Annotated in this window: 9 protein-coding genes and 1 tRNA gene; 4 read left to right on the top strand and 6 right to left on the bottom strand. The window is 70.3% G+C overall.

Annotation, left to right across the window (positions count from 1 at the left end):
- From FV242_RS29885 to purD, 3 genes are all read left to right on the top strand, one after another.
- Window positions 1–1,146 (top strand): oxalate decarboxylase family bicupin (locus FV242_RS29885; protein ID WP_147941453.1); only part of this gene is annotated, 1,146 nt, incomplete at its 5' end.
- Window positions 1,147–1,282: 136 nt separating this feature from the next.
- Window positions 1,283–1,591 (top strand): hypothetical protein, encoded by a 309-nt coding sequence (locus FV242_RS29880; protein ID WP_147909108.1) that lies wholly within the window; start codon window positions 1,283–1,285, stop codon window positions 1,589–1,591.
- A 94-nt stretch (window positions 1,592–1,685) separates the two neighbouring features.
- A complete protein-coding gene (purD, locus tag FV242_RS29875) occupies window positions 1,686–2,963 on the top strand; it encodes a phosphoribosylamine--glycine ligase (RefSeq protein ID WP_147941452.1) in 1,278 nt (425 codons plus the stop codon).
- 64 nt (window positions 2,964–3,027) lie between these two features.
- Here the strand turns inward: purD and ggt are convergent, their stop codons facing one another.
- Entirely contained in the window at window positions 3,028–4,797 is a 1,770-nt protein-coding gene (gene ggt / locus FV242_RS29870; RefSeq protein ID WP_147941451.1) for a gamma-glutamyltransferase, read from the bottom strand.
- A gap of 223 nt (window positions 4,798–5,020) precedes the next feature.
- On the bottom strand, window positions 5,021–6,031 hold the full coding sequence (locus FV242_RS29865) for a 1-aminocyclopropane-1-carboxylate deaminase (RefSeq protein WP_147941450.1): 1,011 nt from the start codon (window positions 6,029–6,031) through the stop codon (window positions 5,021–5,023).
- A gap of 197 nt (window positions 6,032–6,228) precedes the next feature.
- On the opposite strand from FV242_RS29865, the gene FV242_RS29860 reads away from it, so the two are divergent.
- The gene (locus tag FV242_RS29860) at window positions 6,229–6,693 is read left to right on the top strand and encodes an Lrp/AsnC family transcriptional regulator (RefSeq protein WP_147941449.1); all 465 of its coding nucleotides are present in this window, start codon (window positions 6,229–6,231) and stop codon (window positions 6,691–6,693) included.
- Between the two features lie 264 nt (window positions 6,694–6,957).
- Here FV242_RS29860 and FV242_RS29855 read toward each other — a convergent pair whose 3' ends face one another.
- From FV242_RS29855 to FV242_RS29840, 4 genes are all read right to left on the bottom strand, one after another.
- A complete protein-coding gene (locus tag FV242_RS29855; RefSeq protein ID WP_147941448.1) occupies window positions 6,958–8,301 on the bottom strand; it encodes a replication-associated recombination protein A in 1,344 nt (447 codons plus the stop codon).
- An 87-nt stretch (window positions 8,302–8,388) separates the two neighbouring features.
- The gene (locus FV242_RS29850) at window positions 8,389–9,846 is read right to left on the bottom strand and encodes a Do family serine endopeptidase (RefSeq protein ID WP_147941447.1); all 1,458 of its coding nucleotides are present in this window, start codon (window positions 9,844–9,846) and stop codon (window positions 8,389–8,391) included.
- A 140-nt stretch (window positions 9,847–9,986) separates the two neighbouring features.
- Window positions 9,987–10,484, bottom strand: coding sequence for a MucR family transcriptional regulator (locus FV242_RS29845; protein ID WP_147941446.1), 498 nt, complete (start codon window positions 10,482–10,484; stop codon window positions 9,987–9,989).
- Between the two features lie 786 nt (window positions 10,485–11,270).
- A tRNA-Met gene (locus tag FV242_RS29840) sits at window positions 11,271–11,347 on the bottom strand.
- Window positions 11,348–11,396 lie beyond the last annotated feature (49 nt).

Here is an 11,396-nt window from a genome sequence, read left to right as displayed (position 1 = left end):
CCCCTCGCCGCCCCTCCGCCGCAGCGGGGCACCAAGGGCGCCGACATCCTGGGCCCGTCCAACGGGCCCCGCGCCGCCGAGGAGCCGTTCACCCAGGCGCCGCCGGCCACCGACCACGGCACGATGCCGAACCTGAAATGGTCGTTCACCGACAGCCACATGCGCCTGGAGGAAGGCGGCTGGGCGCGCCAGACCACTGTGCGCGAACTGCCGGTCTCCAAGGCCATGGCCGGGGTCAACATGCGGCTCAAGGCCGGCGTGGTCCGCGAGATGCACTGGCACAAGGAAGCCGAGTGGTCCTACATGATCAAGGGCAAGGCCCGGATCACCGCGATCGACCAGGACGGGCGCACCTTCGCGGACGATGTCGGCGAGGGCGACCTCTGGTACTTCCCGGGCGGCATCCCGCACTCGATCCAGGGGCTCGCGGCCGACGGGGTCGACGGCTGCGAGTTCCTGCTGGTGTTCGACGACGGCGGCTTCTCGGAGGATTCGACCTTCCTGCTGACCGACTGGCTGGCCCACACCCCCAAGGACATCCTGGCCAAGAATCTCGGGGTGCCCGAGAGCGCACTGGCCAAAATCCCCGACAAGGAGCTCTACATCTTCCCCGGGCCGACCCCCGGCCCGCTCGCGGCCGACCTGATGGGGGGCGCCGGCCAGATCCCAAAGAAGTTCAGCCACCGGATGCTGGCGCAGGAGCCGATCCGCACCAAGAGCGGGCGCGTGCGCATCACCGATTCCACGGTGTTCCCGGCCTCGGTGACGATCGCGGCGGCGCTGGTCGAGGTCGAGCCCGGGGGCCTGCGCGAGCTGCACTGGCACCCCAACAGCGACGAGTGGCAATACTACCTCTCGGGCAAGGGCCGGATGACGGTGTTCGGCTCGGAATCGAAGGCCCGCACCTTCGACTACCAGGCCGGCGACGTCGGCTACGTGCCCTTCGCCATGGGCCATTACATCGAGAATACCGGCGACACGACGCTGACCTTCCTGGAGATGTTCAAGAGCCCGCGCTACGCCGACATCTCGCTGAACCAGTGGCTCGCGCTGACCCCGCATCCCCTGGTGCAGGCCCATACCGGGCTGGATCCCAAGCAGCTCGACGCCCTGCCGCAGACCAAGACGCCGGTCGTGCCGGGTTGACGTTGCCGGAGCGCTCGCCGACGAAGTGGAGGCCGGTTCGGCGTCCGCGAGCGCGTCACCATAACGCTTGGAACTTGATCGAGCCTCGATGCGTCGATGGAATGGACAGTATTCAAGCCTGATCACGGAGAAACCGATGCGCGCCCTCGCCCGCGCGTTCCTCGCCCTGGCACTCGCCCTCCCGGCGGGCGCCGCCTGGGCGCAGGTCCAGCCGAACGACCCGAACGCGGCCAATTCCTCGTTCGCCCTGCAGAGCCAGATCCGCACCCTCAACCAGCAGCGGGTTTCCGACTACAACACGTTGAACCAGCAGTTCCAGCGCAACGTCCAGTACCAGCCCCACGGGCCGTATTACGGGGTCTACGGCGGGCGCCGGGTCGGCCGGCATGGGATCGCGCGGGCGCCCCGGGGCGGGGTCAACACCAGCGTGTGCATCGGCTGCTGACCGTCCCGGGTCCGGGCATAGCGGGGACAGCCCGAAAAAAACCTTTTCCCGTCCGCACGCTTGGCCCAGAAGCAGGGCCCATGGTGGCGCGCGCATGAACATTCTGCTGATCGGCTCGGGGGGACGCGAGCACGCGCTGGCCTGGCGCTTGGCCAAGAGCCCGCTCTGTACCCGCCTGTTCACGGCCCCGGGCAATCCCGGCACCGCCCGCCACGGCACCAACCTGCCCGACCTCAAGGTCACCGACCACGCCGCGGTGGCGGCCTTCTGCGCCGCCGAGTCGATCGGCCTCGTGGTGGTCGGTCCCGAGGCGCCGCTGGTCGCCGGTCTGGTCGACGACCTGAAGATCGCGGGGATTCGCACCTTCGGGCCGACCCGCGACGCGGCGCGGCTCGAGGGCTCCAAGGGCTTCACCAAGGACCTCTGCGCCGCCTGCGGGATCCCGACCGCCGCCTTCGCGCGCTTCACCGCCCTGGAGCCGGCGCTCGCCTATGTCCGCCGGGAGGGCGTCCCGATCGTCGTGAAGGCCGACGGCCTCGCGGCCGGCAAGGGCGTCACCGTCGCCGAGACGCTGGACCAGGCCGAGGACGCGCTGGCGTCGCTGTTCGAGGATCCCGGCGCCGAGGTGGTGGTCGAGGAATGCCTGTTCGGCGAGGAGGCGAGCTTCTTCGCGCTGTGCGACGGCACCCGGGCGATCCCGCTCGGCACCGCGCAGGACCACAAGCGCGTGTTCGACGGCGACCGCGGCCCCAACACCGGCGGCATGGGCGCCTATTCCCCGGCCCGGGTCGTGACCCCGGAGATCGAGGCCCGGGTCATGGCCGAGATCATCCTGCCGACGTTGGCCGGCATGCGGGCGCGCGGCTGCCCGTTCACGGGCATTCTCTACGCCGGCCTGATGCTCACCGCGGACGGCCCCAAGCTGATCGAGTACAACACCCGCTTCGGCGATCCCGAGGCGCAGGTGCTGATGCCGCGCCTCGCCTCCGACCTCGTGCCGGCTTTGCTCTCGGCCAGCGAGGGCGACCTCTCCGGGGTCACGCTGGAATTCGACGCCCACCGGGCCGCGCTCACCGTGGTGATGGCGGCCGCCGGGTATCCGGGGGCCGTGGTGCGGGGCTCGGTGATCCGGGGCGTCGACGGGGCCGAGGGCGACGGCGTCTTCGTGTTCCAGGCCGGCACCCGCGACGAGGGCGGCCAGCTGCTCGCCGACGGTGGCCGGGTGCTGGCGGTCACGGCCGTCGGCGACAGCGTCACCGACGCCCAGGACCGCGCCTACGCGGCGGTGGCCCGGATCGACTGGCCGGAAGGGTTCTGCCGCCGCGACATCGGCTTCCGGGAAGTGGCCCGGGAAGCCGCGGACCGGGGCTGAAATCCCGGTACCTCGGGGGCTCCGCCTCCGAAGCGCCGCCGAAGGGCCCGCCCTTGGGAACCCGTTACTCGCCGATCGCGGCGCCGGCCGGCCTCCGGTTGTCGTTGGCGCCGTAGAGCAAGCCTGGGCGCATGCGCTCGGTGCGGGTCGCGTCGTTGCCCGAGGAGGCCGCGTCGGTGGGCTCCGGCACGGCGGCGCGGACCGCGATCAGCTCCTGCGCGCCCCAGGGTCTCTGCTCGACGATCGTGTGGCCCATGCCCCGCAGGATGCCTTGCGTGTCCGCCGAGAGCGCGAACGGCTCGGCATAGACCGTGTCGGGCAGCCATTGGTGATGGATGCGCGGGGCGTCCACCGCCTCCTGCGGCTCCATGCCCAAATCGAGCACGTTGATCAGCGTCTGGGCGTTGATCGTGATGATCCGGGAGCCCCCGGGCGAGCCCGCCACCAGGGCGACCTTGCCGTCCCGCAGCACGATGGTCGGCGCCATCGACGAGAGCGGGCGCTTGCCGGGCTCGATCGCGTTCCGGGCGCCCTGGACCAGGCCAAACAGGTTCGGCACCCCGGGCTTGACCGTGAAGTCGTCCATCTCGTCGTTGAGGAAGAACCCGGTCTCCCCGGCCATCACCCCGGCGCCGAAATAGCCGTTGATCGTGTAGGTCAGCGAGACCGCGTTGCCGGCCTTGTCCATCACCGAGATGTGGGTGGTCTCGGGCTTCTCCTGCGGGAGGCTTTCGGGGGCCGGGCGGATCTCGGCGGACGGGGTCGCACGGTCCGGCCGGATCGTGGCCCGGAGTTTGTCCGCGTAGGTCCGCGACAGCAGCTGCGCCACCGGGTTGGGCCCGAAATCCGGGTCGCCCAGCAGGACGTTGCGGTCGGCATAGGCGCGCCGCATCGCCTCGACCATCAGGTGCACGGTCCGGGCGGAATTGAAGCCGGCCGCCCGCAGGTCGTAGCCGTCGAGGACGTTCAGGACCTCGCACAGCGTCGTGCCGCCGGACGAGGGCGGGGGCGCCGACAGGATGGTGGCGCCCCGGTAGCGGCAGGTCAGCGGCTCGGATTCGGTCACCGTGTAGGCGGCGAAGTCCGAAGCCGTCAGCAGGCCGCCCCCGGCCCGGGACGCCGCCTCGACCTGGCGGGGGATCTCGCCCGTGTAGAACGCGTCCGAGCCGCCCTCGGCGATGGCCTGGAGGGTGCGGGCGAGGCCGGCCTGGACCATCCGGTCGCCGGGCCGCCAGGACGTGCCGTCCGGGCGCAGGAAGACGCGGGCGACGTTGGCCTGCCCGGCAAACAGCTTCGCGCCGAAATCCAGGATGTCGGTGTCGCCCCGGGTGAGCACGAAGCCGTCCCGGGCCAGCGCCACCGCCGGGGCCATCACCTTGGCCAGCGACAGGGTGCCGTATTCCGCGAGCGCAGTGTTCAGGCCGAGCACGGTGCCGGGCACGCCCGCCGCCTTCCAGCCGCGCAGGCTCGCGCCCTTCACGACGCTGCCGTGGGTGTCGAGATACATGTCGCGGCTGGCCGCCGCGGGCGCCTTCTCGCGGAAATTGATGAAGCGGCTCTGTCCGTCGGCCCGGTGCAGGACCAGGAAGCCGCCGCCGCCGATATTGCCGCAGCACGGGTTCACCACCGCCTCGGCATAGGCCACGGCCACCGCGGCATCGACGGCGTTGCCGCCGGCCTTCAGGATGTCGGCGCCGACCTGAGAGGCCAGGCGCTGGGACGACACCACCATGCCGTTCTCGGCCTCCACGGCCGGTCCCGAGGCGGCCCGCGCCCCGGGGCCTCCGAGGACGACGAGAAGCCCGAGGAGCAGCGCGCGTGCCGGTGCGATCATCCAGGCTCTCTTCGATGCGGGTCCGGCGCTGCCATATAGGGGGCTGGGCGCGGGAGTCGCGGCTCCCAAGCCGAACCTCATCCTGAGGTGGTGCAGCGTAGCGGAACCGTCCAGTGAGCCGCGCGCGTCCTGGAGGGCTCCTTCGAGGCCCGGCGACCATCGATCGCCGGGCGCCTTGGGATGCGGGAGGCCGATGGGTGAGGCGGTTCGGCCGCTGCCGGGCTCAGCCGTTGCGGAACGTGTAGCTGTAGCCGTTCAGCGCCGGCGCGCCGCCGAGATGGGCGTAGAGGATCTTCGCGCCCTTCGGGAAGAAGCCCTTCTTCACGAGGTCGACCATGCCCTGCATGGATTTGCCCTCGTAGACCGGGTCGGTGATCATCCCCTCGAGCCGGGCCGAGAGGCGGATCGCCTCGACGGTCTCCTGCGAGGGCACGCCGTAGACCGGGTAGGCGTAATCCTCGTTGAGCACCACGTCGTCGGCGACGATGTCGCCCGCGCCTATCAGGGCGGCGGTGTTCTGGGCGATGTCGAGCACCTGGGCCTTGGTCTGGGCCGGGGTGCAGGAGGCGTCGATGCCGATGACGTTGCGGGCGCGCCCGTCGGCCGCGAAGCCCACCACCATGCCGGCATGGGTCGAGCCGGTCACCGTGCAGACCACCACGTAGTCGAAGCGCAGGCCCATCTCGGCCTCCTGGGCCCGAACCTCCTCGGCGAAGCCGACATAGCCGAGCCCGCCGTACTTGTGCACCGAGGCGCCGGCCGGGATCGCGTAGGGCTTGCCGCCCTCGGCCTCGACCTCGGCGAGCGCGCGCTTCCAGCTGTCGCGGATGCCGATGTCGAAGCCGTCATCCACGAGCTGCGTCTGGGCGCCCATGATCCGCGACAGGAGGATGTTGCCGACGCGGTCGTAGACGGCATCCTCGTGGGGCACCCAGGCCTCCTGGATCAGCCGGCACTTCATGCCGATCTTGGCGGCCACCGCCGCGACCATGCGGGTGTGGTTCGACTGGACGCCGCCGATCGAGACCAGGGTATCGGCCCCGCTCTTGATCGCGTCCGGCACGATGTATTCGAGCTTGCGCAGCTTGTTGCCGCCGTAGGCCAGGCCCGAATTGCAATCCTCACGCTTGGCGTAGATCTCGACCGCATCCCCCAGATGGGCCGAGAGCCGCTTGAGCGGCTCGATCGGCGTCGGGCCGAAGGTCAGGGGGTAGCGCTCGAACTGTTGCAGCATCGGGACTCTCCGGGTCTTCCGGCCGCCGGGATCGTTGTCCACCCGGCGCGGCCGCCTTCGGGGTACGGCGGAAAACTAACCCGGATCGCCTGAAAGGTGCTCTCGATCTCGGGCCGCCGATAGCCACGCGCTTGCATCGATTGCCGCAACGGATGAGAAATCATCCGAAATGCAGCCAAAAGATGAAAGAAATCGCCATGTCCGCAGGGCTCGATCGGATCGACCTCAAAATCCTGCGCCTGCTGCAGGCGGACGGGCGCATGGCCAATGCCGAGATCGCCGAGCGCTCCGGCACCAGCGCGGCGACCTGCCATCGCCGGATCCAGCGCCTGTTCACGGACGGATTCGTGCGGGCGGTCCGGGCGCTGGTCGATCCGGCCCGGGTCGGCCGCGGCACCCTGGTCTTCGTCGGCGTCGTGCTCGACCGCTCGACCCCCGAGAGCTTCTCCGAGTTCGAGGCCGCGGTACGGGCGATCCCGGTGCTGCTCGACTGTCACCTCGTGGCCGGCGATTTCGACTACATCCTGAAGATCCGCGTCTCCGACATGGCCGACTTCAACCGGCTCCACAGCGCCACGCTGATCGGCCTGCCCGGGGTGCGCCAGACCCGCACCTTCTTCGTGATGAAGGAGGTCATCGACAACGCGCCGCTGGACCTCTGACGCGGACCCGGTTTCAGGCGGTGTCGATGGCCGCCGGGCATATCACGATGGACGATGCGCGCCCCTTTCCCGGACAGGCGAGCGAAGCGGAACCGGGTCCGGGATCCCGCACGCAGAGCGCGGCGCAGCGGCACAGGATGGCATCGCGGCGGCGCAGGCGGACGCTTCGCTGCGTCCTGTGCGGGATCGCGAGGCGCATTCCGCTGACGCTCCACGCACCCGGGCAAGGGACGGCGCGCAGGCCATGTCCCGCGCAGGTCCGCCCTATTCCTCCCCGCGTCGTGCCTGGCGCAGGGCCTCCCAGCGGGCGAGGCGCTCGGCCAAGCGGGTCTCGTAGCCGCGCTCGGTGGGTGCATAGAGGTGCTGGCGGCCGAGCGCGTCGGGCCAGTAATCCTGGCCCGAGAAGGCGTCGGGCTCATCGTGGTCGTAGCGGTAGCCCTCGCCGTAGCCGATGCGCTTCATCAGCTTGGTCGGCGCGTTGAGGATGGTGCGGGGCGGCGCCAGGGAGCCGGCCTCCTTGGCGAGCCGCGTCGCAGCCTTGTAGGCGGTATAGACCGCGTTCGATTTCGGCGCGCAGGCCAGGTAGATCGCGGCCTGCGCCAGGGCCAGCTCGCCCTCGGGGCTGCCGAGGAAGTCGAACGCGTCCTTGGCGGCGTTGGCCACGACCAAGGCCTGCGGGTCGGCGAGCCCGATATCCTCCACCGCCATGCGCACGAGCCGGCGGGCGATGAACAGCCGGTCCTCGCCGGCATCGAGCATCCGGCACAGATAGTAGAGCGCCGCGTCCGGATCGGAGCCGCGCACGGTCTTATGCAGGGCCGAGATCAGGTTGTAATGGCCCTCCTGGGCCTTGTCGTAGATCGGCGCCCGCCGCTGCACGATGTCTTGCAACGCGTCCGCGTCGAGGGTCTCCCCCGGGCTGGCCGAGCGCCAGACTTCTTCCGCCAGGGTCAGCGCCGCGCGGCCGTCGCCGTCGGCCATCCGGACCAGCACGCCGCGGGCCTCCTCGGTGAGCGGCAGGGCCTGGCCGGTCAGGGCCTCGGCCCGGACCAGCAGCCGTGCGATGGCGCCCGGGTCGAGCGCCCGGAACAGCAGCACCCGGGCGCGGGACAGGAGCGCGGCGTTCAGCTCGAACGAAGGGTTCTCCGTGGTGGCGCCGACCAGCGTGACCGTGCCGTCCTCCATCACCGGCAGGAAGGCGTCGAGCTGCGCCCGGTTGAACCGGTGGATCTCGTCGACGAACAGCAGGGTCGCCTGCCCGGTCGCCCGGCGCTTGCGCGCGGCCTCGAACACCTTGCGCAGGTCGGGCACGCCCGAGAAGATCGCCGAGATCTGCTCGAAATGCAGGTCGGTGCCCTGGGCCAGCAGCCGTGCCACCGTGGTCTTGCCGGTGCCGGGCGGTCCCCAGAAGATCAGCGATCCGAGGCTGCGTCCCCGCAGCAGGCGGGTGAGCGCCCCGCCCTCCCCGGTCAGGTGCTCCTGGCCGACCACCTCCGCGAGACTCTGCGGGCGCAGCCGGTCCGCGAGCGGGCGGCTGGCCTCCGCGACGGGGGCGTGGCCGGAATCCGGGGCCGCTGGGGGTTCGGCGGAGGCGAACAGGTCGGACATCCGCGCATCAACACCGGGCGCGGGCGGGGGCGCAACCCGGGAGCCGGGCCTTGCCCACGGCCATCGGCCGGATGCGCGCCGTCCGGCTCAGCCCCCGAACACCGAGGTCATGATCTCGCCGTTGCGGTTGATCACCACCTCCCAGGAATTGAGGGTGTTGCGGGTGACCCGGTCCAGGTCCTTGGTGGTCGCCACCGGCACGCCGTTGACCGCCACGATGATGTCGCCCTTCTGCAGCCCGAGCCGGCTGGCGATGGAGGTCTCGTCCACCGCCTGCACGGCCACGCCCTCGGCCGGGAAGTCGACCTGCAGCTCCTCGGCCACCGCCGGCGAGGTGTTGACCAGGCTCGCGCCCTGGAACGGCGAGCGGGTCTTCACCTTGAGCACGTCGCGGGGGCGCGTCTCCGGGGCGGGGGCGAGCTTGACCGCGACCGTCTGGCGGGCCGTGCCGCGCAGGATCCCGAAGCGGGTCTGGCCCTGGACACCCTTGAGGGCGAAGCGATAGCCGAACGCCTCCGGGTCGGCGACCTCCTGGCCGTCGATGGTCAGGATCAGGTCGCCGCGCTTCAGGCCGGCCTCGTCCGCGGGGCTCTTGGGCTGCAGGCTCGCCACCAGGACGCCGGTCGGATGGTCGAGGCCCATGCTGTCGGCGATGTCGGGGGTCACGCTCTGGATGCGCGCGCCGAGCCAGGGCCGGCGCACCACGCTCGCGCCGTCGCGGGCCGCGTCGACCACCGCCTTGACCATGCCCACCGGGATCGCGAAGCCGATGCCGTGGCTGCCGCCGGATTGCGAGTAGATCGCCGTGTTGATGCCGACCAGCTGGCCGCGCAGGTCGACCAGGGCGCCGCCCGAATTGCCCGGATTGATCGCGGCGTCGGTCTGGATGAAGTACTGGTAGTCCGCCGAGCCGACCTGGGTCCGCGCCAGCGCCGACACGATGCCCTGCGTCACGGTCTGGCCGACCCCGAACGGGTTGCCGATCGCCATCACGAAGTCGCCGACCTCCAGGGCGTCGGCATCGCCGAACGGCATCGGCACCAGGCCCTTCGGGGCTTCCTTGAGCTTGAGCACCGCCAGATCGGTGCGGGTGTCGCGCATCACGATCGTCGCCTCGAACTCCCGGCGGTCGGAGAGCGCGATGCGGACCTCGTTCATGTTGTCGATGACGTGGTTGTTGGTGATCACGAGGCCGTCGGCATCGACCAGCACGCCGGAGCCGAGCGACCGCTGGGCCCGGTCGCCCCGGGGGCCGCGGCCGCCCTCCGGCTCGCCGAAGAAGCGGCGCATGAACTCGTCCATGGCGCTGGCGCGCGCGGTGGAACGCTTCTCGACATGGGAGGCGTAGACGTTGACCACCGAGGGTGCGGCCCGCTTCACCACCGGGGCGAAGGACAGCTGGACGTCGCTCCGGCTGAGGGGCACCACCTTGGCCGTTCCCTCCTTGGAGGCGGCAGGAGCCTCCGTGCGGGCCATCTGCGCCCCGGCGGGGCCGGCGGCCAGCAGGGTTGCGACGAGGGCGGGCAGGACGGGGCGGATCAGCATGCAGGGCTCCGGCGGCAGGTCGGGCGCGCCGTCCGGATCGGCGGCGGCGCACCGTGCGGCCTTACGCTATCGGAGCCGATTGCGGCAGGCCCGCGACGCCGTCGCCGGAAGAGCCGGGCGGCCCCGGCCGTCAGGGCCGTTCAGGCGTCTTCCTTGCGGCGCACGGTGCGCTTCTTCGGCTGTTCGGGGGCCTGCGCGACCGGCTCGGGCTGGGGTGGCGGCGCGGCGGATTTCCGGCGCTGCTGGCCGAGGCCGAGCGAGCGGGCGAGCTGCGAGCGCTGCGCGGAATAGCTCTGGGCGGTCATCGGGTAATCGGCATCGAGGCCCCACTTGGCGCGATAGGCTTCCGGGGTCAGGCCGCGCAGGGTGAGATGGCGGCGCAGGGTCTTGTAGGGCTTCCCGTCCTCGAACGAGATCAGGAAGTCGGGCGTCACCGAACGCCGGATCTCCTGCGTGGTCGCCTTGGTGGGGGCCGCGACGGCCGCGCCGCCGGTGTGGACGCCCTGGATCGCGCCGTGGATGTCGCTGAGCAGTTTCGGCAGATCCGCGCTCTGCACGTGGTTGTTGCTCACATAGGCCGAGACGATCTCGGATGCGAGCGTAACGAAGCGGCTCCTGTCGCCATCGCGTTGAGTCATATCGTGTACGCCGCCTTCTTGTGATGTCCAAACTGGCCAGAACGCAAGAACAGCGTCGCGATCCTGCGGGCCGATACAATCGCTTTTCAATGAACCGTCAAGTCTCAAATTTTATATCGCGATATACATTCAGAAACAGGCCAAGAACAGGCGCATTGGACAATCAACCTCAAGGAACATAATAGCCCACCATCTTGCTTGTGCGCAATCGAACCTGCTTGGGCTCACGAACGGTTGGAGGTGAGCCGTCATCAATCGAGAGGATCTGGCTGGAAGATGTGAAATAAAGACCCTGTCTCATGCGAGATCGATATTCGGGTCTGCATTCGAACTGCAATGCGGAACGCCGGCATCACCGGGCGGCTGTGGCAGGGATTCCTGGCGCAACTCCAGCGTGCTTTTTCGCGCCGCAACCGTGAGGCTACAGCAATCCCCGCCTGTCACATCGGTCGCCCCGACCGCGGCTCCGGGACCACGCCGCGCGGGACGCACGTCGGCTGTCGGCGGCAACGCAGGACGCCCGTCCCGCGTGCCGCCGATCGCGTGGCCCGGGATGACCGGTGCCGGATCGGGCTCGACGCACTTCGGAGCGTGGCCACGCGGTCTGTTCGACGTGGTCGAACGGTCAGGCCGAGAGGGGTGAGCCCATCACGCCGCAGCGCCCCGGTTCAGAGCCGTCCGCCCGGCAGACCGCTTGGCAAGCCTTACGCCGAGCACGAAACAGCCGGTCCGCGTGAGCGGACCGGCTGTTTGGCTGGATCGTGGTGATCGTTGTTGTGTGTGTGTTGGTTGCGGGGACAGGATTTGAACCTGTGACCTTCAGGTTATGAGCCTGACGAGCTACCGGGCTGCTCCACCCCGCGCCAAGAGTGTGCGGCTGATCCGGGCTGGCTGGCGCCGCTGGGCGCGCTC

Origin of the sequence: Methylobacterium sp. WL64, from assembly GCF_008039945.1 — a bacterium.
In the GTDB taxonomy this organism is placed as follows: domain Bacteria; phylum Pseudomonadota; class Alphaproteobacteria; order Rhizobiales; family Beijerinckiaceae; genus Methylobacterium.
Note: the sequence above shows the minus strand (reverse complement) of the source record. Positions and strands in the feature narration are given on the sequence as shown.

What these genes read in the sequence shown, in the direction of transcription:
- FV242_RS29880 (WP_147909108.1), top strand. Translation starts at nt 1,283, where the DNA reads ATGCGCGCCCTCGCCCGCGCGTTCCTCGCCCTGGCACTCGCCCTCCCG.
- purD (WP_147941452.1), top strand. Translation starts at nt 1,686, where the DNA reads ATGAACATTCTGCTGATCGGCTCGGGGGGACGCGAGCACGCGCTGGCC.
- ggt (WP_147941451.1), bottom strand. Translation starts at nt 4,797, where the DNA reads ATGATCGCACCGGCACGCGCGCTGCTCCTCGGGCTTCTCGTCGTCCTC.
- FV242_RS29855 (WP_147941448.1), bottom strand. Translation starts at nt 8,301, where the DNA reads ATGTCCGACCTGTTCGCCTCCGCCGAACCCCCAGCGGCCCCGGATTCC.
- FV242_RS29865 (WP_147941450.1), bottom strand. Translation starts at nt 6,031, where the DNA reads ATGCTGCAACAGTTCGAGCGCTACCCCCTGACCTTCGGCCCGACGCCG.
- FV242_RS29850 (WP_147941447.1), bottom strand. Translation starts at nt 9,846, where the DNA reads ATGCTGATCCGCCCCGTCCTGCCCGCCCTCGTCGCAACCCTGCTGGCC.
- FV242_RS29860 (WP_147941449.1), top strand. Translation starts at nt 6,229, where the DNA reads ATGTCCGCAGGGCTCGATCGGATCGACCTCAAAATCCTGCGCCTGCTG.
- FV242_RS29845 (WP_147941446.1), bottom strand. Translation starts at nt 10,484, where the DNA reads ATGACTCAACGCGATGGCGACAGGAGCCGCTTCGTTACGCTCGCATCC.